Source organism: Moorena sp. SIOASIH (assembly GCF_010671925.1).
GTDB lineage: Bacteria > Cyanobacteriota > Cyanobacteriia > Cyanobacteriales > Coleofasciculaceae > Moorena.
Genome location: NZ_JAAHIH010000001.1, coordinates 529,434 through 550,742, shown reverse-complemented (window position 1 = coordinate 550,742; position 21,309 = coordinate 529,434). Strand labels below are relative to the sequence as shown.

The window sequence follows — 21,309 nt, the reverse complement described above, 5'->3', positions numbered from 1 at the left end:
GTTAAAAATTAACATTAGCTGATAAATTATATGGAAATTCAAAAATTACTCAATACTCAAATCAGTGATGTAGCAGCAACATCCCTAATGACCTTGTATTGCCATGCCCTAGAAAGCCAGTCAAAAGACCCAATTTTAGATGATCCATTAGCTGTTGAAATCACTGATAAATTAAATCCTGAATTGTCCCAGTCAGATAACAAGCTTTATCAAAGCTTAGCTAAGGGCAAGTTAGAAAAAAAATTGGTGGTTCATGTGGCTATGCGCGCCAAACGCTATGATGATTATACCAGAAATTTCCTGGAGCGATCGCATAACGGAATTGTGGTTAATATTGGTTGTGGCTTGGATACTCGTTTCCACCGGATCGATAACGGTAAAGTTATCTTCTATGACCTTGATTTACCAGAGGTGATAGCGGTTAAACGGAAACTGTTGCCAGAAACTGACCGCTATCGTTTTATTCCGTCTTCGGTCTTGAATTATGAATGGATGGAAGCAATAACACAGTTGAACCCTGATTCAGTACTCTTGATGGCAGAAGGCGTGTTTATGTACCTTAAAGAAGAGGAGGTAAAATCATTAGTCTTGAAACTGCAATCAACGTTTCCTGGCTGTGAACTTATTGCTGAATTTTTCAATGCGGCTTGGTTAAAGCAGCCCCTGCGAGCAATCATCAACAGAAAATTACAACGGGATTTTAAGTTTGGAAAAGATGCTACGTTCAAGTTTGGAATTAAAGATAGTAAAGACTTGGATAGTTGGAATCCAGGTATTGAATTCCTTGATGATTGGTTTTATCTTGATGAACCAGAAAAGAAACTCGGTTTGCTGAGAGTTTTGAAAGATATTCCATTTTTCAGGAAAATACTGTGGACTGCTCGGTATAAGTTAAATTGAAAGGGAGTAGGGAGTAGGGAGTAGGGAGTAGGGAGTAGGGAACAGGGAATAGGGAATAGGGAATAGGGAACAGGGAACAGGGAAAAATCCGGGGTTGCGTCAGTCTTGGAATGAATAGGAGTAGAGTGGGCATCCTGCCCGCCCGAAAATATATTGAAACTGGCAAGATGCCAGTTCCACGCAAGATGCCCATTCCACCAAGATGCCAGTTCCACCAAGATGCCCATTCCACCTCACTCTTAAAATTATTCCATGATTAAGCAACGGGAAAAATATTGTGTACCTGATAGTTATGAAAAACGCTGTAAACATTGAAAATTGTGGCAACAATCGTCAGAATAATCAAGGAAATTAAACATGAATCCATTAATTTTAAACAATCCACCAAATACCCCAATCACCAATGAGCAATTTTATCAACTTTGTGCCGCTAACCGTGATTTAAAATTAGAACGTACTGCTAAAGGAGGCTTAATTATTATGCCACCCACAGGAGGGGAAACGAGTAAGCGGAATTCAGATATTAATTTTGAGTTAAACTTATGGAATAGGCAAACTCAATTAGGAATAACCTTTGATTCATCGGGCGGATTTACACTGCCTAATGGTGCAAGTTTTTCCCCTGATGCTGCTTGGATACCCTTGGCTAAATGGGAATCGGGAATCGGGAATCGGGAATCGGGAATCGGGAATCGGGATATCCGAGAAAAAAATGTTAATCCGTAACTACCAAGTATCAGATGCAAAAGCTGTTTTCGATGTCTACCAAAATGCTATCATGGGGATAGCTTCAGAGGCTTATGATCGTAAACAAGTAGAGATTTGGTCATCCTATCCTCAGGATATCGACCAGTTTACGAAACGGCTGAGTATGGGAATAACACTTGTTGCAGTTGATGGCAATAAGGTGGCGGCTTTTGGTCAATTACATCCCGCTAATCACATTGATTTACTGTTTACGGCAAAAGACTACTCTCGCCAGGGTTATGCTACAGCGATTTACCAACACTTAGAAGATGAAGCGTTAAAGCAAGGGGTTAATTGTCTCTATACTGAAGCTAGCAGAATTTCTAAGTATTTCTTTCTCAAACAGGGATTTACTATTATTGAACCGGAGACTGTATTCTTGAGTGGGGTAGGGTTTGAACGGTTTAGGATGGAAAAGGTAATTGGGTGAGGGAGTAGGGAGTAGGGAGTAGGGAGTAGGGAGTAGGGAGTAGGGAGTAGGGAATAAAAATTATCAAAATTCATTTAGGTACCCTAAATTATAACGTTTATCATAGCTATGAGGTACACATAATTTTTTACCTCTTCTCACTTCCGACTTCCCTCTTACCTGCTCCCTGCTCCCTGCTCCCTGCTCCCTGCTCCCTGCTCCCTGCTCCCTGCTCCCTGCTCCCTGCTCCCTAAAACCGAATAATTTATATATTACCCAAAGAATAATTGCTATATCAACTAGCATTTATTACCTGTAAAGCGGTCAACTTTAAATCACCGAAAGTCTGGGAAACAATCTGCTGATTCCCACTAAATTCTTCTTTTTCATAACTACCGTTTTTCAAAACTAACACAGTTACTAATTGCCCTTGGGAGTCAATAATCCAATATTCAGGAATAGCCCTTTCTTGGTATTGTTTTACTTTATCAATGTAATCACGTTGGTAGTTTTCATCATTTTGGTTTCTGTAGGGGCTAACTACCTCCGCAACAAACTGTGGGGGTTCCATATCAAGGGTGATAGTGAGGCGTTTTTCGGTTTGGAGAAGATGTTCTTCTGTAATCACTACCAAATCAGGATAGCGGTTTTGAGGATTTCCTGGAACTTGCAATTCACAATCGTGTATCCTGATTAAACGAGGATTAATTTGTTGGGCTAATTGATACATTAGCCACATTGCCCTCCAACTGTTTGATTCACTCTCCGGTGGCAATTGTACTAACTCCCCATCAACCAGCTCATAACGGTTATCTGTGCCGTCATCATATTCCAGGTATTGGTCAAACGTGAGTTTGGAGGTGGTTTTAACCATCGTGCCATTCGCAGTTACTGACTTCAATCCTACAGTTTACAGCTTAACATTTTTCAGCGTTATTGCTTATATTTTCTAGGTTTTGGAGTATTAAAATAGTGGACAGATTGCTTGTTTTGGATGTAGCGATCGCAAAATTACAAAGTATGCGATCGCTTATTTTTATCCTCTCCCTACCCTTCCCACACTTCCCACACTTCCCACACTTCCCGCGCCCCCGCCCCACACTCCCCACCCTTGAGGGCTAGCCACTGTTGACGATTTTCTCCAAATATCTTGCAGTATCTCCAAAAATATGTTAGACTTTGATTATGAATCTAGTGTCATTGAAAACATTCTGTAACTTGAATTGAAGCCGAAAACCAAAGCAAACCATGATAGTGGTTGCGTTTTCTATTAAACACAGATTTATGCGCCTTGAGCGGAACAAAACCGATCTTGGCCTTGGGAGATACCCCCTGGCTGCGAGAGCAGCTTGCATTAGTGGGCTAAAATCTGCAAAGTAGATTTTGGTAGCTAAAAAGTATCGGAAGCCTAAACCGGGGCATCTCATTTTTGTGGTTTGACCCGGTGGTGCGTTACGGGGCGGACTATTCCAACCCTGGCAACCGTGAACATGAGTTCGAGCCCGCCCCTAACGCACCCTACGCAGCTAAATTCTTAATTCTTCATTCTTCATTCTTCATTCTACTTGGTGGTGCGTTACGGGGCGGGCTATCCCAATACTGGCTACGAATTGGAAAATGAGGGCAAGCCCGCCCCTAACGCACCCTACATTCTTAATTCTTAATTCTTAATTCTTAATTCTTAATTCTTAATTCTTAATTCTTAATTCTTAATTCTTAATTTTTCATTCTTCATTCTTCATTCTTCATTCTTCATTCTTACAATTCCTCCAACAAAACATCTGGCAGACTACCAAGCATTTCATCCCAAGTACTGCAAGCCTGTAATGCTTCAATAACTATAGGAAGTGGTTCAGAAAAAATGTTAGGAAAGTCAGCTTCTCCAGGAAATCGAATGGTGAATGCTAATTGCTCCTTTGGGGGATTGAATTGAGCATCAATTCCCTCACGGTTTCCTCTGGGATCAATTCGATACCAACCGAATTCATCTAAGTAAACGGCATTCAAACCATGCAAACTGTAAGGCTCACCATCGTCATGAATACTTAAGCGCTGATAACAAAATCCTGCTGGAATTCCATTCGCTCGTAATAGGGCAGCTAGCAAATGGCTTTTAGCATAACAATAACCGGTTTTATGCTTAAGTACATCCGAGGCACGACAGGTGACAGGGTTCATTTGATAGTCAACGCTATGGCGAATCTGATCTCGAACCCACTCAAAACAGGCTTTTGCGTAAGCATTCGATGTTTGATGCTGTAGGGCAATTGTCTTGGCTAGTTCCAGAATTGTAGGATGTTGCCAATCGATTATTGGAGTGGTTTGTAGATAGTCTTGTGTACTGTCCATGTTAAAAAGGGAATCGGGAATCGGGAATCGGGAATCGGGAATCGGGAGTTGGGAGTAAGCTAAAACCCATTTAAAATAGGTTTTAGCAAGGCAAAAGGCAAAAGGCAAAAGGCAAAAGGGGACTAGAATCTATCTTTTTTATTTTATTTCACGCTAGATAGTGTTTATCCTAGCTATTAGGTACACATTATTTTTTCCATCTCGCCTCTTGCCTCTTGCCTCTTGCCTCTTGCCTCTTGCCTCTTGCCTCTTGCCTGTTCCCTGTTCCCTGCTCCCTACTCCCTACTCCCTACTCCCTATCTCCCATCGGTTTCCAATTCCCCGAAACAATGAAACTTGCCCAATAATAAGGATGCTGATATGTTTCATCTTTCAACATGTCCAGTTGGGTCTGCCGCAGAGCCTCGGTGCGCCCCATGTTATCGTCTAACAAGCGCTGATAGTAAGCCAGCATCAGCTCTTTGGTTGCTTCATCCTCTACCTTGCGCAAACTGATCAGCTGAGTTTGTGAACCAGCAATTACAAAAGCCCGACGCAAGCCATAGATGCCCTCTCCTGAACTAATCCGTCCGGAACCGGTATCGCAAGCGGATAAGACCACCAACTCCGTACCAGACAACTTAAGTCCTACGGCTTCCAAGGCAGTGAGTACCCCATTCTCTGCACCAGTTCGCTTCTGCTTAAACCCTGCTAGGACTAGTCCGGACAACAGCATGGGATTGTCATAGAGTGTGGGCAGTTCTTGATTGGGAGTGCTCTCAGAGAAACCATGGGTAGCAATATGCAGTATCCTGGGACTATTGACTCCTTTGACGGCTGACTCTGTGGCCTTACCACCGAGTAGAGGGTCTACTCCCAGCATGTCAGCAATTTCTTTTACTTCCTCAGCGGTGCCTGGTAATGGTGAAAAGTCCAGCTTTGAGAGGTCAATGGAACGGGTGAGGTGGGCACTGGGGAGATTGCTATGATTTTGATTAGCAATTAATTCACCAGCAGAACGGTCAAAGTCAGGATTGCCCAACACCACCGGAGCAGTTTTACTAGCAGATTCCTGGGATAATCTCAGTAATATCAAATCCGGTTAAATAGTTATCGTTAAGCCTGGGCTGCCTGCCACCAATGAAAATGGGTCAGACCACGAATAAAGTCGCACTGCTTGAGTAAAACACAACAGCGAGCGCAAATTACCTGCTCCAACTGTTCAATCTTCTCTTTGGTCCGGTTGGCAATCGGCTCATCCAAGATTGACCAAAGACGTTCTGCTGGTTGCAACTCAGGGGAGTAAGGGGGAAGAAACTCGCTTATGCAATCCAACTGGAACGCATGACTTTGTCACGCTTTTTGCCAGCCTGCTTGGTCAACAGTTAAGATAACGTGTTTATTTGGACCATTCGCGCTTAATGTTGGGCAAAGTCAGCCAGGACTTGATTAAACAGTTGAATGTTGACTAAAGGTAGTAACCACCAGTAAGTTTTACCGGAAGCTGGATGTACAAAACCCCATACCCAAACCCACTCATAGCGCCACTGAACCTTGGCGATTGGGGTTTCCCACCAGGGGAGCCAGAGGCGATGCAGCACAGGGAAAGAGTCCAACCCGATGTTCGTCCATCGCCCACAACTCAATCTCTGCCCCCGGATGCTGCTGTCGTAACTGCTCTACTCGCTCAGGCAGTTTTTTTTCCAGGCTTAAAGCTCCATTGGGTCTTGCTGTTGATGTTCCGGACGGGGCAGGCTTCGCCGAAACTCCATCTGCTTGAGATATTCCCAACCTCGTTGAGGTGCAACCCGACGCTCGAGCACTCGACTCATCCAATCGGCTACCTTGCGACCATTCCACAACCCGCTCTCATCCACAGGGGCTTCTAGAGCTTGTAGGAGTTGGGCTTGTTGAACCTCGTTTAGTATTGGTTCGGCTCCACGATTATGATGCCGACCATCACCTACTCCTGCTTCCCCTTCTTGGTTGTAGCGCGTGGGCTACACTCGTATCCAGCGCTGCGGAATACCCCGTTGCCTCTCGCACCATTACCGTCTGTTTCCCTAATGCCTTCAACCACAGGATTTGGTATTGGCTGCGTTCTACAGCATCACGCTCCTTGACGATACCGTTCCTCCAATTCCTCACAACTGGTGATGAGGTAATAGTCTCAGGCGTTTGGGCATCAATCTTTCCCGACTCACTTTATACAATAAGTCTACACCCGGATTTGATATAAGTCCCTGCCAGAGGTAAAGTAAGTAAAGCGATAGTTTTCTACCAGATACTGCTGCTGCTGCTGCTGATCCACCAGGGCTTCAAAGGGAATCAGGTTGAGCTCTCCGTCCGGGGAAAGTAAGACATGTCGAATAGACCCTAAGCGTTGGCTTGATCGAACTGTTGCAGGTCTTCGTAGAGGGAGCCTAGATTATAGAGAGCCTTGGCATTGTCTGGATCGAGAGCCAAAGCCTGAAGATAGTCGGCTTCAGCACCAGCCAATTTCCCCTCTCTATGTTTGTTGATTCCCCGGCTATTGTAGCAATTAGAAAAAGCTGGCTTGTTCAACGATAATAGGACTAGAATCCCAAACAGCAACAATGTGGAAGCGAATTTGGCTTCTTGATGGTAATGCTTGGGAATACGCAGCCTGTTGATTGACACTCCCCGCTCTGAAGAGACGGGGATTCTTACTTCACAGAGCCATCTTGCTCAACCTGGTCGGAACCAGAAAGAGTAGAGGACAGCTCTCCATAAGCGTTCGGATCTAGGATCCAAGTTCCTGTGTGCCCCACAGTACTTTTAATTTTTTTTAGAGATAGATACTTTTTTATATCTAAATTTTTCATAGACCTTAAAGTCGTTAGACAAAATTACGCAATATGTATCTTTTACATATTTTTTACGTTGTCTATTTATTTTTTAGATAATATCTATCCTTAATTCATGGGTGTATGTTTATACATTAATACTAGCACACTTAGTACAGAACCGTCAAAAAAGCCGTCGAACGAAGGACGGGGCGTGATTACCCAAATCTTTTGGTAATTTTTCAAACCCTTCTTTTCCCGCCTGGGTCAGTTCGCTTCTGGCTTGCAATAGGGTTAAGATACTCGGAAACGCCACCACTGCTACTCCTGGAACTCCGGTCCCAGCACTCAGAAATCGGGGCACAATATCCACCAACAAGCTCAGATTCACCGTCCAACTGCTCACTGTCACCACTTTCAACAACCAATCCCACCGATCCCAGGGATGAAGTGGTGCCTCTGTTTCCAATCGCCACCACCAGGCTGCTGCGGGAGGCTGAAAACTGTTTCGGTACTCAGCTAAGTCGATGACTTTGGTAATCTGCTCTGCTTTGCTCTTCAGCAGAGCGTCCAACTCAACCAATAACTCTTGATGAGTTGTAGACACCTGATTATACTCACTCCAAGCTGTCTGCACAGTATCCCTGGCATTCAAAATCCCTAGCACTTCCTTTACTTGAGGAGATTGAGACTTTTCTAGCTTTTTGAGTGCTTCTTGATAGCAATTAAGGGCAGTTTCTAGCTCAGAAGTAGTCATTTACAATTTCACGACTCAATAGCAAAAGTGATTTTTTTTGCTTACATCGTAAAAACTTACATTTGTTTTGTTTAATAGTCCGGACAGTTTTTGAAGCGCGCACTGAAACCCTTGGGGTTCCTCTGGGGACTATTGCTTTATCCCTGATGCTATAACTGTTTACGTGTAGGTTAAGTATAATTTCAAGGGAATATGCCGTAGGGAGTATTCCCAAGGGAGTAGAGCTAGGAAAATTTAGTAGTCAAAAAAAATACCAATTAAAGTAGGGTGGGCAAAGTAATCTAATCATTAATACTCATTTGAAGCCAACGGTTTTTGCCCACCCTACAAGCTTCAACCTACTTCAACCTTCCCAAACCTTCAACCTTCCCAAACCTTCAACCTTCAACCTTCAACCAACTTTTAGCACTCAATCGCTAACAAAATCGTTTCCATCTCTTCCTTTGACAACCCCCCATGAGCGCCAAACTTATGTTGTTCAAAACGGTCTTCTTCATACCACCAAACCGTTTCATACTTATGGGGTAAAATCACTAAATTGCCTAACCGATTCAGCAATAGTGGCGAGAGTTCACCTATACCGAAATACCCTTCTTCAATTAATGTTGTGGTGCGGTACACTGTTGCTCGATCTGCCAACTGCTCCGTAAGCAAATCATAGACTTTATCCAAATGGTCTTCTTGAATGTACAACACCATATCCCGACATGACCCCCCTGGCACCAACAGTTTACCTTGGGCATTCCTTTTAATAAACTGCTCAATGGAAGGAGTAAGCTGATTCAAATAAATAGTAGTCTCTGGTGAAATCTCTATTTGTCCATGATCAGCCGTAATTAGTAACAATGTATTCTTCAGCTTACCAGCTACCTTCTGATATAAAAGTCGCTCCATAGTTAGCAAAAGTGTGCTAACTTCAGCCTGGAACTGGAGGGAGTCAGGACCGTATTTATGAGCCATCCCATCAACAGTATCCAAATACAGGAAAAAGTAGCTCTTCTGGGATTCAGCGATCGCTGCTTCAGTCAGGTTAACTAATGCTTCAGGAATAGTTTTGTAGGAAATAGTAGTTGCCCCATCACACACCGCTCGTGAAAAGGGAGAGTAAGCATAATTGTAGTGTTGAAAACAATAGGATTGCACACCATACTGTTGCAATTTGTGATAGAGAGTTTGGGTAGGGAAAAGGCTTTGCTCAGAAATGCCAGTTGTGTGTAAGGTTCCCCGTTGCTTATCACCAGCAAACGAGAACATCAAGGGAGCAATAATATCATCCAACAGCGGCTCATAGTAAAACCAATGGAAGACACCACTCTCACCAACCGGAAGCCCTGAGTGAATACTAGTCACATGAGCAGCAGTTGTGGAAGGAAACTGGGTAGTCAATTTAGAAGCAACACCTTCCACTACAAACCGCTTCAAAAATTCCGATTGTTCAAGATATTCCTGAAAAAAGCGCCAGCCGAAAGCATCAACAAAAATCAGAATAACCTTATCATAGCGTTCCGGTAATTCTCCTAATACACTCCTAGGTAAACCCATGTTTCCTTGACCGGTGAGCAGATGATAGATCATCTGGGGAATCTGGGAGAAACAATAGGAGTCATAAAGGGGCTTACCAATATTGTCATTTAGTCTAGCGTTTTCAATAGCTTTTAAGGATTCAGAGTTAATCATAGAAGGGAGTAGGGAGTAGGGAGTAGGGAGTAGGGAATCGGGAATCGGGAATCGGGAGTCGGGAGTCGGGAATCGGGAATCGGGGAAAATAATGTTTAATTCATTACTAATAGAAGCGGTATTATATAGTATTTATGAATAGATAATTCAAACTATTTTAAATTTAACACACCCAAAAAAAAATATCAAAGTTATTTAAAAAAAATTCCTATTTATAGCGGTTTATCGCCTAATGAGGTATATAGTATTTTTTCCCTGTTCCCTGTTCCCTGTTCCCTGTTCCCTAAAAAAATATTTACTAGTCCATTTACTACCAGAAGTATTGAATCCAGTAATCAACGTTTACCAAAATGGCGGATGTCTGTCTATCGTTGTTGTTAACACAACAGTAAGTAGGATAAAAATCCGCAAAAATGTATTTAAATATACCAAATTATCGAAAACTATTTCTTCTATCTCCCCTCTCCCCACACTCTTACCCCTGTTCCCTGTTCCCTGTTCCCTGTTCCCGAATCCCGATATTGACTACTCATAAAAAAAACGCGATTCTCTGAAAGAGACGCTACGCGAACGCTAAAAAAATGCCATCGCTTTATAGCGTTTAATACTTATACTATAAAGTCAATTTTATTCCCTGTTCCCTGTTCCCTGTTTTCTGTTACCTCCATTTTACCGCTCCCCAAAAAAAAATTTTCAAAACCCTTGACAAATTATAGTATAATCACTATGATTATAAATGTAAATATTAAGCAAAAGGTTCACCTTATGCCTTCACAATTACCGCCTAATTCAGACAATACTCCTGAGGAATCTTCCCCAAAAAAAATCCGTGTTCAGCACATTTTAAAGGGGTCCCGCAAGGCCATACTGAATACGATGCATACCCTCTATGTACTCCGTTACACGGAAATTTCCGACTGGACTCCTCTTCAGCCAACGGGCATTCCGGGAGAGTTCATCACAATTACCGTCAAGTACTTGATTATCCCGTAAAACGTTAAATTACTGGGGGGTTTTCCCCCCGGCTAACCCATCGGGTCTAATCCCATAGGGTCACGTCTGGATAGGTGAAAAAACTGAATGACATAAGGTAACTTCCTAGCCGTGGATAGTATTTCTGCGGCTATTTTTTTGGTTATTTGGTTGAAGGTTAGGAGGTTGAAGGTTGAAGGTTATTTGGTTGAAGGTTAGGAGGTTGAAGGTTAGTAGGTTGAAGGTTGAAGGTTAGTAGGTTGAAGGTTATTTGGTTGAAGGTTGAAGGTTATTTGGTTGAAGGTTGAAGGTTATGAGGTTGAAGGCGTAGGGTGCGTTAGGGACGGGCTAGCCCTGATTTTCGACATCTTTCCCAGTTTTGGGACAGCCCGTCCCGTAACGCACCACCGGATAAAACCGTAACTCCCCGACTCCCGATTCCCGATTCCCGATTCCCTACTCCCTACTCCCTACTCCCTACTCCCTAAAACCCACAACTACTCTATACTTGTTTGCAATTCCAGTTGAGACTTGAGGAGCAGGGGTGATGACTTCAACAGAGAAAGTACTGGTGGCGGGTGCTACAGGTGGGGTGGGACAGCTAACGGTGGCCAAGCTACTAGAGAAAGCTTTTCAGGTTAGTGTTCTGACTCGCAGTGCTGAAAAAGCTCAGCAAATGTTTGATAAGCGAGTGGAGATTATTGTTGGTGACATCCGCTATCCCTCTAGGGCGTGTTTTCAAAGTTTTCCGCAAGATTTAGATCCCCCCCAGCCCCCCGCGCGGAAGGGGGAGCCATACTCAAAGTCCCCCTTTTTTAAGGGGGATAATGGGGGATCTCCGAGTTTGAAGACACGCCCTAGTCTTCCCCCTGCCATAAAAAATGTCACTCATATCATCTGTTGTACTGGAACGACTGCTTTCCCTTCTAAAAAGTGGGATTTCGACACAATCGATCAAGCGAAAGGATTCCCAAGTGTGATCGAGTGGCTCAAGATCTATCTCAAGCCCAGCTACGGTCGTACTAAAGCCAAAAATAGTCCTGAGCAAGTTGATGCTATAGGAGTTAGGAACCTGGTAGCAGCAGCTCCTAAAAATCTCAAGCGGTTTATCTTTGTATCCTCTTGTGGTGTGCTACGGAAAGATAAACCACCCTATAGTATTCTTAATTCCTTTGGTGTACTCGATGCCAAAAAAAAGGCAGAAGAAATCATCATAAATTCAGGATTACCGTATACTATTATTCGCCCAGGACGACTAATCGACGGTCCGTTTACGTCCTATGATTTAAACACTCTGTTGAAAGCGACAACAGGAGGAAAATTAGGGTTAGTATTAGGTACCGGGGATACTTTATTAGGTCAAGCTAGCCGAATTGATGTGGCATCAGCTTGTGTAGAGTCCATTACTAACTCTGTTACAGTCGGAAAAGTTTTTGAGTTGATCAACAGCGGACCAAGACCATCAGTGATTGATTGGCCAGAGCTATTTTCTACTCTTGAGTAACGTCAGTGGTCAGCTGTCAGCCGTCAGCCGTCAGTGGTCAGCGGTCAGCCGTCAGCCTAAGGCTCATGCTGCGCGAACAGCTTATTTTATTCAAAAGCACCTCAATTAGCGTGGCACAGGCTTCTAGCCTGTGACGCCCATAAGCTGATAGCACCTCAAGTAGCACCTCAAGTAGCGCATTAGCTGATAGCTGATTGCTGATTGCTGATTGCTGACGGCTGAATGCTTACTCCCCTACTCCCTACTCCCGATTCCCTACTCCCTATTCCCTACTCCCTACTCCCATCCCTCTCGCTAACGTAAACCCTTCAGCACTTCCTAAAGAGACTTGGTTAGGTAATTGCAAAGCGTCTAACGTTGAGTTGTCTAAGAGTAGGTAAGATTGAGTTGACCACAACTGTTTTAAAGTCTTTTCATCTTGGGGAATCACTTTGCGATCGCTATAAAAATCCAAACTAGGACGCTGATAGGAAAAAGAAGTATAGATAATATCTCCTGGAGCCGTATGTTCCTGAATCAAAGCTGCTACTGGCTTAACTGGAAATGCTTCATTTAACTCCCAGAGCCAAGAGTGAGAACTCATTAATAATACCAAAGTTATATACATCCCTATCAATAAAATTGGGATGAAATTGCGGTTATGCTGTTTAATTTTCCAAGCCGCTAGGGTCATGGTTAGGCTTACCACCATAGCCATAATGATTAAAACCGGTTGAGGATCTGCCAAGATAAAATAAATACATCCCCCTAAAGCGGCTACTCCAATAAACCCTAAAATAATTGTTAAAATCTTAGGATAGCGAATCCAATATTGCCAAAATACAGTGAGTTGAGCCGCAACAGCTATAGCAAAAAAGGGATACACAGGCATAATATACCAGGGCAGCTTGGTTGCCATCATAGAAATAATAGTCAAATAGCCGATAGTCCCAATTAAAATCAAACTCCCCCAACTCGTGAGGGGTTTTCGCCAAGCTAGATAGAATCCTCCTAGCCAAAACAATAGCCAAGGGAAAGTATACTTAATTAACTCCAAAATATAATACCAGGGTGTTCCTTGATTACCTTCCACCTTTTCAGAGATGCGAGCGAATCCTTGCGAGAGAAAATGAACATGCCAAAAGGTTGCTCCATAATGCTGCCATTGGGCAATATACCAAACCAAAACCGGTGCGTAACCTAGGAATATGCCCAACCAGAAATAGCGACTTTTCAACAACCCTAAGGTTTTATTTGCCAGAAGAAAGACCAATACAATTGCCCCTAAAGGCACAACTAATAGACCTTTTGTGAAAGTAATTAGTCCTAAACAAAGTCCGATTCCAATTGCCCAATAAGGCTGAGCCTGACAAGCTTTAAGTAAGCACAATAGCAACAGCAAAAACCAAGTATTGATCATGCCATCCAGCATCGCCAAACGTCCGTGGCGCACAACTGGCAACAGGGTCAAGTAGACGCTAGCCGCAAACATGGCACTGAGACGTTCAACGAATAGTTCTCGTGCTACTAAATAGAGCAGTGGTACTCCACAAGCTGACAAAAAAGCACCAGGCAGACGAGTAGTGAATTCTTGGACACCCCCTAGTTTATAGCTTAAGGCAATCAACCAATCCATCAAAGGGGGCTTAAGTAGATAAGGTTCTCCCCACAGAGTAGGATGGAGCCAGTTACCCGTGCGATAGATTTCTCTAGCGATCAGGGCTCTAGTGCCTTCATCCCAGTCCCGTAGGGGTACATTTCCCAGAAAAATACCCCAAAGGAAAAGGGCGGCCAGGAAAAGGCTTAGGATCCACTTGATATCGGTGAAAAAGGGATTTTTTAAGGTAAGTGCTAATTTATTCATCTATAGGAAAGGGAACAGGGAACAGGGAACAGGGAGTAGGGAGTAGGGAGTAGGGGAGTAGGGAGTAGGGGAGTAGGGAGTAGGGGAGTAGGGAGTAGGGGTAACAAAATTGACTGTACCTCATAAGTATGAAAAACGCTATATTAATGTTTTGACTAGTTTCGCCCTAGGAAGGTTATATAGCATTTACATTTGAGTTGTGAACATAATCTCTTTGGGAAAGGCAAGAGGCAAGATTTAATTAAGTATATAGGAATTTTTGGTAATGAAAAGAACTGTAATCCTTTTTTAAAATTTACAGCGTTTTTCATAACTATCAGGTACACAGGATTTTTAACCGATTCCCGATTCCCGATTCCCGATTCCCGATTTCCTGTTCCCTAAAACCCATAAATTTGTACCTCAATGAATTGAAAACCGCTGTATCATGTTATGACAATTACCCTTAATAAAAATCTCCCCCATCTCCCCATCTCCCTATCTCCCGCTCTCCCTATCTCCCACTCTCCCCACCCTCCCCACACTTCCCACCCTCCCCACACTTCCTTTAGTTATAAATTAACAATCAAAACATGCACCCTCTATCTCCCTCCAATCAACTCCCTCTCTATGGCAAAAGAATCATTGTAACAGCACCGAGAAACTATAGCTCTCGGTTATCTCAACAAATCATTAATCAGGGTGGACTTCCCATAGTGATGCCAACTATTGAAACTTGTTTGTTAGAAAATTTCCCTGAATTAGATGCTGCTCTCAGGCAACTTCATAAATTTGATTGGATTGCCTTTACTAGTCGAAACGGAATAGACGCTTTTTTTGAGCGCATGGCATCCTTGGGTATTTCTACATCTGTGCTGAAAAATTGTCAACTATCTGCGATTGGAAAAGATGCCGAAAGATTGTCGGATTTTGGAGTAACAGCTGATTTAGTTCCGGCTGAAGCTAGCCCAACCGGAATTGTTACTGAATTGTCTAACTATCCAACTATTGATCAGAAAACTATATTAGTTCCTATTCCAGAGGTAGTCGGGATACCAGAACCTAATGTCATTCCCAATTTTGTTTCCGGTTTACAGGAATTGGGCATGAAAGTCACTCCGGTATTGACCTATCAAACCCGAATTTTAGATAAAACTATCTATCATGTAGAATTAAACCTGATTCGTCAAGGCAAGATAGATGTAATCGCTTTTAGTAGCACCGCAGAAGTAACAGCTTTTTTGACAATGGTTAACTCCCCCCAGGATTATAACCATTGTGTCGTTGCTTGCTTTGGTCCCTATACCGCTGCTAATACTGAAAAATTGGGATTAACTGTTTCTATTGTATCCGAAAGTTACAGCTCCTTTGAGGGATTTGCGAATGCGATCGCAAACTTTTTTGATAGCTAACTTATCAGCTATCAGCTATCAGTTATCAGCTATCAGTTATTTGGTTGAAGGTTGAAGGTTGAAGGTTGAAGGTTGAAGGTTGAAGGTTGTAAGGTTGAAGGTTGTAAGGTTGAAGGTTATAGCCTTTATTGCACTTATGAGGTACAATTATCAACCTAAAAGTCCCCCTTGATAAGGGGGATTTAGGGGGATCGCTTTGCACCTCATAGCTATGATAATTGCTATATAAGGTTGAAGGTTATATAGCGTTTATAGGACTCATGAGGTACACATTATTTTTTCCCTCTTCCCTCTTCCCTTTTCCCTCTTCCCTGCTCCCTGCTCCCTGCTCCCTGCTCCCTAAAAACCAGAAATTTGTACCTCACAAGTCGTAGAATTGCTATAAGGTTTTCAGGTTGGCAGGTTGAAGGTTTACCATCACTAAAAAAGTAGGATAAAACGGCAAAAAAATGGTATTAAAGATAGCATATTATCGAAAACTACTTCATCCCAAGTTTTATATTCAACACTTCTTCCACTTACCAATTCCCCAAGCTTTATAGCGTTTATCATAGCTATTAGGTACACAATATTTTTTCCCTCTTGCCTCTTGCCTCTTGCCTTTTGCCTACTCCCTACTCCCTACTCCCTACTCCCTACTCCCTATTCCCTATTCCCTATTCCCTATTCCCTTTGCTATATAATTAGCTCAGACAAAATTAGGTGGGTGAATGGAAACCAATCAGCCCTCAGTCAACCCCAATACCCCTAATCTAGATGAGCTTCACATCAAGCGCCCCTGCTTGGTGGTTGCTGATCTCGAACGAGCATTCACCCTTTACCGAGATATTCTAGGATTTAAGCTCGACTATCTAGCTGAAGCATCCCCAGACTCTTACCTATACCCAGTGTTTCAGTTTCCCAAAACTGCTCAGCTCAAATTTGCATCACTCAGTACAGAAGACGAACCTAGAGCCCTGGCTCTGACCGAAGTCAAAGGAATTGAATTACCCACCCCTACCACTCCCTATCGTTTAGCCCTGGTGGTCAGAGTAAAAGACCTCACCCTAACCATTCAGAAAATCCGTGAACTGGGACTTGACACCATTGAGCCCAATTACTTTACTAGACCACCAAACCTCAATTTCACTGAGCAAGGATTCTGTGATTACGATGGTCATCGGATTATGCTCTATGATGTGACATCCGGTTGAGTACTGTAGTAAGGGGAATAGGGAGTCGGGAGTCTGGAGTAGCTTGGACTTACATAAAAATAGGGATCCGTGTAGGAATTGTGATAATTTTTGATGCTATATTTCCTACTCCCGTCTTGATGCAATAGCGAGTGGGGGGAACCCCCAAGACCGCGCTGCATCGCTACTCCCTACTCCCTACTCCCTACTCCCTACTCCCTGTTCCCTTTGCTATAGTTACTTGCTTTTAACAGAACGTGAGAAAAATCCTTGGGCTGAGCTTGATTGCCATAGGTTTAGGGGTTGCGTGGTCATCTATCCGGAATCACCAGCCACCCGATGCCCTCTCTTCAGATGTTTCCCCACCCCAGAAACAGATCAAATACCAATCCCATACTCTAGACTTTAGTGTGGTTCACACCTTATTAATTCCAGCTGAAAGTGGATTTTCCGTTACTCCCGCCATATCGGAACAGTTAATCACCTTAGAAGATTTAGCCCAAAAGCACCAAGCTGTAGCTGCCATCAACGGCGGTTTTTTTGACCCAAAAAATCAGAAGACCACCTCAATCGTAATCAAGCAAGGGCAACTGGTAGCAGATCCCCGTGACAACCAGGGGCTGATCCAAAATCCCAACTTACAGCCCTACATGGATAAAATTCTCAATCGATCAGAATTTCGGCGATACCGTTGTGGGTCAACAGTCCGCTATGATATTACCCTACACAGTGAACCGACCCCCCCCGGTTGTGAATTATTAGATGCCCTAGGCAGTGGTCCGTTGCTGGTTCCACAAATTACATCAGTCACCGAAGGTTTTTTAGCTGTAGAAAATGGGAAAGTCATACGAGATGCCCTAGGGAGCAGCCGACTCAATGCTAGAAGTGCAGTCGGTATTACTCCTGATGGCAGCATTTTGTTAGTAATGGTGGCTCAAAAACCAGAAGCTCCCAGAAATTCCGGTATGTCCTTCAGGGCCCTGGCTACTTTCCTGAAAATTGCCGGGGTTGAAAAAGCCATGAATCTAGATGGAGGAAGCTCCTCCGCTCTTTATTATAACGGCAAAACCGTTTATGGGAGAGTGGACAAAAACGGAAATCGAATCAAAAGAAAAATTAAATCGATTCTAATGGTTAACCAAGACCCGTGACTAGTCGGGAGTAGGGAGTAGGGAGTAGGGAGTAGGGAGTAGGGAGTAGGGAGTAGGAACCCTCTGAAAATCTAATCAGTCCTTAATTATTATATAGCAGTTCTCCTCTTGATGAGGTACACAAGATTTTTTCCCGATTCCCGATTCCCGATTCCCGATTCCCGATTCCCGATTCCCTAAAATCCAAAACTTGTGTACCTCACCTATTTTAGAAATGCTATAAGAAGATAAGAGATGGCATTAGTGAAAAAGTAAATGGCTAAGAAAGTAGCACTGCTGATCGGGGTTGATCAGTATGCAGAAGGTTTAACTACCCATCAAGCTGCCTCCAATGATGTAGAAGCAATGCAGCGAGTTTTGCAAGAGAAAAACCTAGGGGATTTTAATCGGGTAGAGTTGCTGCTCAATCCCAATCTGGAAACCCTAAAACAGGCAATTCAGAAGCTAGTTGACCAATGTGGGGTCAATGACTTAGCCCTAGTTTTTTTCTCTGGCAAAGGAATTATTCATCAGGATGGTAAACTTTATTTAACAACTAGCATCACGACTAAAGATAACCTTGAAGGTACTACCTTGCCCGCTTCTTTTTTACACCAGCAATTGAGTCGTAGTGATGCTCAGCAACAAATAGTAATTCTTGAGTGTGATTACTATAGTGCTTCAGTTGACGGTTGGCTGACAGAACCTGTGAGTGTCAATCTCAAGGAAGAACTCAGTGCTCCAGGGCGAGCAGTTCTCACCTCCTCCACAACTACACAAACCTCTTTTGAACAGAAACCAGCTCATTCTTCCCTTTACACCCAGTACTTAGTGGAAGGAATTGAAACTGGTGCAGCAGACCGAGATGGGGCTGGCTTAATCTATGTTCGTGAATTACATAACTATGCCACCGAAAAAGTCCAGACTATTAAGCCCGAGATCGAGCCAGCTCTGTTTATCGATAATAAAGGGTTGGATATTTTACTGACTATTTTAATGAATCAAGACCGCAACCATGATCCCGATAGTGAGTATCGCAAAATCGAAGCCAAGTATCGCAAAATTGTGGAAAACTATGAACGGTATGGTAAAATTCCTGAAATTGTTCAATATACCTTAACTAAAAAACACAAAGAGTTGGGGATAACTGTTGACCTACACCAACCTGACCAACTCATTTCTGATCAAGGCATAGACTACTCTAACTTGCGAGATTTACTAAGAGCCGGTAAATGGAAAGAAGCCGATCAGGAAACTTTTGCTCTGATGGTCAAAGCAGTTGGTCGAGAAGAATACAACAATCTCGACCCTGAGTCAATCAAGAATTTTCCCTGCACCGATCTACACACCATTGAGGGGCTTTGGCTAAAGTATAGCAGTGGGCAATTCGGCTTCAGTTTGCAAAAAGAAATTTGGGAGAAGCTTGGGGGAAAACTTGATAGTGACGATAATAACGTTGATAAACTGGAATTCAACCGAAGCGTTTATGTTTTAAGTTCTTATTACAACCCAAACAGTATTTCCCGCAGTAATTATTTCCCTAACCTATTAGCGTATCAAACTAAGCTTTATCAACAATTTGGTCATCGTGTGGGATGGCGACAGCGGAAAGGATTGCACCTCAGAAGACGATGGAAAAATTATGAAGACCTTACATTTTCCGTAATCTGGGCTCCAGTGGGTCACCTGCCAACTCTAGTTGGTCGTGATGGCATGAATTTGGGAGTATTATCGATTTGGAGGATGAGGATTAATTTATTCTCTCACCTTGAGGAGTGTTGGTTATAGCATTGATAGCAATTCTTATTTGGGTGAGGTACAAATTCTTCGGTTTTAGGGAGCAGGGAGCAGGGAGCAGGGAACAGGGAACAGGGAACAGGGAACAGGGAACAGGGAACAGGGAACAGGAAAAAAATCCTGTTTACCTCATAGTTATGAAAAACGCTGTAAGTTTCCCCAACTAGAATCTTTTAGGGTGCATCTCAATTTCGCAATTAGGCAAAAATTCCCCACTCCCCGCGCCCCACACTTACCACACTTACCACACTTACCACATTTACCACATTTACCCTTTTTTTTTACAGCTCTTCCTTGAACCGAGACTCCCCGCATCTTTAGATGAGGAAATGCCAAGCTGGAGACATAGCTCTCAGCGCAAATAAAAATCATGAATCGAAATCGTTTCAAGGTTGGAACCTTTAACCTATGCAACTTAGTGCTACCAGATGTCCCATACTATAGAAAGAAGATATATACCCAAACAGAGTACGCTCTTAAGACCACCTGGATTGGTGAACAACTGAAGAAGATGAAAGCTGACATTGTTGGCTTTCAAGAGGTATTTCATCAAGAAGCTCTCCAACAAGCACTGGCTCAGAGCCAAGTTTATGACAATGCTACAACTGTGGTAGCAAAGCCTACGGGTAAAAGTCCAGTTGTTGCCCTGACCTCCAGGTTTCCAGTGCTTGAATACAACGTCATCCAAGATTTTCCCACTACGGCATGCCTGGATATCCAAGGAACAGACATCCCACTCAAGCGTTTTTCTCGACCAGTGTTGGAAGCACATCTCAAGCTGAGTGACACGATTGATTGTACAGTTTTTGTCATTCACCTCAAGTCCAAGCGTCCGATCATCCCAGATGGAGTAGACCGCAACGACCCGATTGAAAAAGCCAAAGGACAAGCCAGAGCTCTAATCCTGCGAGCAGCTGAAGCAACAGCTTTGCGGGTAATTTTGATGGATAAGCTTCAGCACAGGGATCATCCGGTAATAGTGATGGGTGATGTCAATGATAGTGGTGTGGCTATAACCTCTCAAATCGTTTCTGGAGAGCCCCCTTTGAGAAAACTCTGGTTTCAGCAAAAGCAGATGATCTGGGATACGTTGTTGTATTACGTCAAAGACATTCAAGCTCGACAAAACTATGGTGACTTCTACTACACCCACATCCATAATGGCCACCACGAGAGCCTAGATCACATCCTCGTGAGTCAGGAATTCGTGGTTCAAAATCCCAAACGCATTGGCAGAGTTGGGTATGTCTCCCTTTTCAATGATCATCTGATCGACGAAACTTTGAGTGAAGAGAAAATTGAGACTTGGCAATCTGATCACGGACAGGTCGTTGTCTCCATTGAACTTGATTCATAAGGTGATGTATGAACACTGAAGAGATAGCTAACATTTTCAACTTACCTCCTGAACTTCCTACCGAAGAACTGTTTGAACCGTTGATATCTACCGAGAGCCTATTAATCGAGCGCATCATCTCCACTGGACAAACTACACCAACGGGAGAGTGGTATGACCAAGACCAAGACGAATGGGTAATCCTGTTACAAGGGCAAGCAACCCTTAGCTACGTTGACGGTTCCAGTGTCAAGCTCAAACCAGGGGATTATCTATTTATTAAAGCTCATCAAAAGCATCGAGTGGAATATACCAGTGCTGAGCCACCCTGCATTTGGCTAGCCGTTCATGGCAATTTGCAACAGAAGTAGACCTGAGCAAGATTCTCAAGACTTACCGAAAACTGGATTCTAAACGCCCTTATGGTCTAGGGTCCTGACTGTTGACCCTACAAGTAGAGTTAGTGAAGTATTAAGTTTTGTAAAACATTTCATAACTTGATTAGCTAGCCCTGATTACTTAGTAGAGGTTACTGCTGT

General features: G+C 43.3%; 30 protein-coding genes and 1 pseudogene. 16 read left to right on the top strand and 15 right to left on the bottom strand.

The window, feature by feature from the left end; all coding sequences use genetic code 11:
• Window positions 1–30: 30 nt before the first annotated feature.
• Window positions 31–900: a class I SAM-dependent methyltransferase gene (locus F6J90_RS02505; protein ID WP_293090948.1), complete on the top strand. Its 870-nt coding sequence runs from the start codon at window positions 31–33 to the stop codon at window positions 898–900.
• On the opposite strand, the gene F6J90_RS02500 is transcribed toward F6J90_RS02505, so the two are convergent.
• Entirely contained in the window at window positions 860–1,132 is a 273-nt protein-coding gene (locus tag F6J90_RS02500) for a hypothetical protein (protein WP_293090947.1), read from the bottom strand. The two genes, F6J90_RS02505 and F6J90_RS02500, sit on opposite strands and share 41 nt — an antisense overlap.
• Window positions 1,133–1,257: 125 nt before the next feature.
• On the opposite strand from F6J90_RS02500, the pseudogene F6J90_RS02495 reads away from it, so the two are divergent.
• Window positions 1,258–1,560 (top strand): annotated as a pseudogene (locus F6J90_RS02495) (Uma2 family endonuclease); the annotation flags it as partial.
• Between the two features lie 52 nt (window positions 1,561–1,612).
• Window positions 1,613–2,077 (top strand): GNAT family N-acetyltransferase, encoded by a 465-nt coding sequence (locus tag F6J90_RS02490; protein WP_293090946.1) that lies wholly within the window; start codon window positions 1,613–1,615, stop codon window positions 2,075–2,077.
• Between the two features lie 274 nt (window positions 2,078–2,351).
• On the opposite strand, the gene F6J90_RS02485 is transcribed toward F6J90_RS02490, so the two are convergent.
• The gene (locus F6J90_RS02485) at window positions 2,352–2,930 is read right to left on the bottom strand and encodes a Uma2 family endonuclease (protein ID WP_293090945.1); all 579 of its coding nucleotides are present in this window, start codon (window positions 2,928–2,930) and stop codon (window positions 2,352–2,354) included.
• Window positions 2,931–3,028: 98 nt separating this feature from the next.
• On the opposite strand from F6J90_RS02485, the gene F6J90_RS02480 reads away from it, so the two are divergent.
• Complete coding sequence (locus tag F6J90_RS02480) at window positions 3,029–3,178, top strand: hypothetical protein (RefSeq protein WP_293090944.1); 150 nt, start codon at window positions 3,029–3,031, stop codon at window positions 3,176–3,178.
• A 636-nt stretch (window positions 3,179–3,814) separates the two neighbouring features.
• Here F6J90_RS02480 and F6J90_RS02475 read toward each other — a convergent pair.
• A complete protein-coding gene (locus tag F6J90_RS02475) occupies window positions 3,815–4,513 on the bottom strand; it encodes a transglutaminase family protein (protein ID WP_293090943.1) in 699 nt (232 codons plus the stop codon).
• A gap of 107 nt (window positions 4,514–4,620) precedes the next feature.
• Between F6J90_RS02475 and F6J90_RS02470 the strand changes: the two genes are divergently transcribed.
• Window positions 4,621–4,752, top strand: a complete 132-nt coding sequence (locus tag F6J90_RS02470) for a hypothetical protein (protein WP_293090942.1) — start codon at window positions 4,621–4,623, stop codon at window positions 4,750–4,752.
• Here the strand turns inward: F6J90_RS02470 and F6J90_RS02465 are convergent.
• The 9 genes from F6J90_RS02465 to F6J90_RS02430 form a co-directional block, all read right to left on the bottom strand.
• Window positions 4,695–5,480, bottom strand: a complete 786-nt coding sequence (locus F6J90_RS02465) for a CHAT domain-containing protein (RefSeq protein ID WP_293090941.1) — start codon at window positions 5,478–5,480, stop codon at window positions 4,695–4,697. The genes F6J90_RS02470 and F6J90_RS02465 overlap by 58 nt on opposite strands.
• Before the next feature lie 20 nt (window positions 5,481–5,500).
• Window positions 5,501–5,719: a hypothetical protein gene (locus F6J90_RS02460; protein WP_293090940.1), complete on the bottom strand. Its 219-nt coding sequence runs from the start codon at window positions 5,717–5,719 to the stop codon at window positions 5,501–5,503.
• Between the two features lie 83 nt (window positions 5,720–5,802).
• Window positions 5,803–6,030, bottom strand: coding sequence for a hypothetical protein (locus F6J90_RS43390; protein ID WP_366513668.1), 228 nt, complete (start codon window positions 6,028–6,030; stop codon window positions 5,803–5,805).
• A gap of 63 nt (window positions 6,031–6,093) precedes the next feature.
• A complete protein-coding gene (locus tag F6J90_RS43385) occupies window positions 6,094–6,216 on the bottom strand; it encodes a hypothetical protein (RefSeq protein WP_366513711.1) in 123 nt (40 codons plus the stop codon).
• A 386-nt stretch (window positions 6,217–6,602) separates the two neighbouring features.
• Window positions 6,603–6,713, bottom strand: a complete 111-nt coding sequence (locus F6J90_RS02450; protein ID WP_293091835.1) for a CHAT domain-containing protein — start codon at window positions 6,711–6,713, stop codon at window positions 6,603–6,605.
• 47 nt (window positions 6,714–6,760) lie between these two features.
• Window positions 6,761–7,045, bottom strand: coding sequence for a tetratricopeptide repeat protein (locus F6J90_RS02445; protein ID WP_293090938.1), 285 nt, complete (start codon window positions 7,043–7,045; stop codon window positions 6,761–6,763).
• 26 nt (window positions 7,046–7,071) lie between these two features.
• A complete protein-coding gene (locus F6J90_RS02440; protein WP_293090937.1) occupies window positions 7,072–7,230 on the bottom strand; it encodes a hypothetical protein in 159 nt (52 codons plus the stop codon).
• 145 nt (window positions 7,231–7,375) lie between these two features.
• Entirely contained in the window at window positions 7,376–7,948 is a 573-nt protein-coding gene (locus F6J90_RS02435; RefSeq protein WP_293090936.1) for a hypothetical protein, read from the bottom strand.
• Between the two features lie 402 nt (window positions 7,949–8,350).
• Entirely contained in the window at window positions 8,351–9,625 is a 1,275-nt protein-coding gene (locus F6J90_RS02430; RefSeq protein WP_293090935.1) for an alkaline phosphatase family protein, read from the bottom strand.
• 232 nt (window positions 9,626–9,857) lie between these two features.
• Here F6J90_RS02430 and F6J90_RS02425 point away from each other — a divergent pair, with 232 nt between their 5' ends.
• From F6J90_RS02425 to F6J90_RS02415, 3 genes are all read left to right on the top strand, one after another.
• Window positions 9,858–10,160, top strand: coding sequence for a hypothetical protein (locus tag F6J90_RS02425; protein WP_293090934.1), 303 nt, complete (start codon window positions 9,858–9,860; stop codon window positions 10,158–10,160).
• A gap of 230 nt (window positions 10,161–10,390) precedes the next feature.
• Window positions 10,391–10,618, top strand: a complete 228-nt coding sequence (locus F6J90_RS02420) for a hypothetical protein (RefSeq protein ID WP_293090933.1) — start codon at window positions 10,391–10,393, stop codon at window positions 10,616–10,618.
• Window positions 10,619–11,144: 526 nt separating this feature from the next.
• Complete coding sequence (locus tag F6J90_RS02415; protein ID WP_293090932.1) at window positions 11,145–12,101, top strand: SDR family oxidoreductase; 957 nt, start codon at window positions 11,145–11,147, stop codon at window positions 12,099–12,101.
• Between the two features lie 262 nt (window positions 12,102–12,363).
• Here F6J90_RS02415 and F6J90_RS02410 read toward each other — a convergent pair whose 3' ends face one another.
• Window positions 12,364–13,944, bottom strand: coding sequence for a glycosyltransferase family 39 protein (locus F6J90_RS02410; RefSeq protein ID WP_293090931.1), 1,581 nt, complete (start codon window positions 13,942–13,944; stop codon window positions 12,364–12,366).
• Window positions 13,937–14,068: a hypothetical protein gene (locus tag F6J90_RS02405; RefSeq protein ID WP_293090930.1), complete on the bottom strand. Its 132-nt coding sequence runs from the start codon at window positions 14,066–14,068 to the stop codon at window positions 13,937–13,939. The genes F6J90_RS02410 and F6J90_RS02405 overlap by 8 nt, the downstream gene beginning before the upstream one ends.
• A gap of 68 nt (window positions 14,069–14,136) precedes the next feature.
• Here F6J90_RS02405 and F6J90_RS02400 point away from each other — a divergent pair, with 68 nt between their 5' ends.
• Both F6J90_RS02400 and F6J90_RS02395 read left to right on the top strand, forming a co-directional pair.
• A complete protein-coding gene (locus F6J90_RS02400; RefSeq protein WP_293090929.1) occupies window positions 14,137–14,328 on the top strand; it encodes a hypothetical protein in 192 nt (63 codons plus the stop codon).
• Window positions 14,329–14,516: 188 nt separating this feature from the next.
• Entirely contained in the window at window positions 14,517–15,335 is an 819-nt protein-coding gene (locus F6J90_RS02395; RefSeq protein WP_293090928.1) for a uroporphyrinogen-III synthase, read from the top strand.
• Window positions 15,336–15,360: 25 nt separating this feature from the next.
• Here the strand turns inward: F6J90_RS02395 and F6J90_RS02390 are convergent, their stop codons facing one another.
• Window positions 15,361–15,489 carry a hypothetical protein gene (locus F6J90_RS02390; RefSeq protein WP_293090927.1) on the bottom strand — a complete coding sequence of 43 codons (129 nt, stop codon included), beginning with the start codon at window positions 15,487–15,489 and terminating at the stop codon, window positions 15,361–15,363.
• Window positions 15,490–16,045: 556 nt separating this feature from the next.
• On the opposite strand from F6J90_RS02390, the gene F6J90_RS02385 reads away from it, so the two are divergent.
• The 6 genes from F6J90_RS02385 to F6J90_RS02360 all read left to right on the top strand — a co-directional run bounded on the left by F6J90_RS02385 (window position 16,046) and on the right by F6J90_RS02360 (window position 21,141).
• The gene (locus F6J90_RS02385) at window positions 16,046–16,528 is read left to right on the top strand and encodes a VOC family protein (RefSeq protein WP_293090926.1); all 483 of its coding nucleotides are present in this window, start codon (window positions 16,046–16,048) and stop codon (window positions 16,526–16,528) included.
• A gap of 236 nt (window positions 16,529–16,764) precedes the next feature.
• Window positions 16,765–17,658: a phosphodiester glycosidase family protein gene (locus tag F6J90_RS02380; RefSeq protein ID WP_293090925.1), complete on the top strand. Its 894-nt coding sequence runs from the start codon at window positions 16,765–16,767 to the stop codon at window positions 17,656–17,658.
• A gap of 255 nt (window positions 17,659–17,913) precedes the next feature.
• Entirely contained in the window at window positions 17,914–19,425 is a 1,512-nt protein-coding gene (locus tag F6J90_RS02375) for a GUN4 domain-containing protein (RefSeq protein WP_293090924.1), read from the top strand.
• Between the two features lie 23 nt (window positions 19,426–19,448).
• Window positions 19,449–19,601, top strand: a complete 153-nt coding sequence (locus F6J90_RS02370) for a hypothetical protein (RefSeq protein ID WP_293090923.1) — start codon at window positions 19,449–19,451, stop codon at window positions 19,599–19,601.
• A 203-nt stretch (window positions 19,602–19,804) separates the two neighbouring features.
• A complete protein-coding gene (locus F6J90_RS02365; protein WP_293090922.1) occupies window positions 19,805–20,791 on the top strand; it encodes an endonuclease/exonuclease/phosphatase family protein in 987 nt (328 codons plus the stop codon).
• 8 nt (window positions 20,792–20,799) lie between these two features.
• A complete protein-coding gene (locus tag F6J90_RS02360; RefSeq protein WP_293090921.1) occupies window positions 20,800–21,141 on the top strand; it encodes a cupin domain-containing protein in 342 nt (113 codons plus the stop codon).
• Window positions 21,142–21,309: the final 168 nt, after the last annotated feature.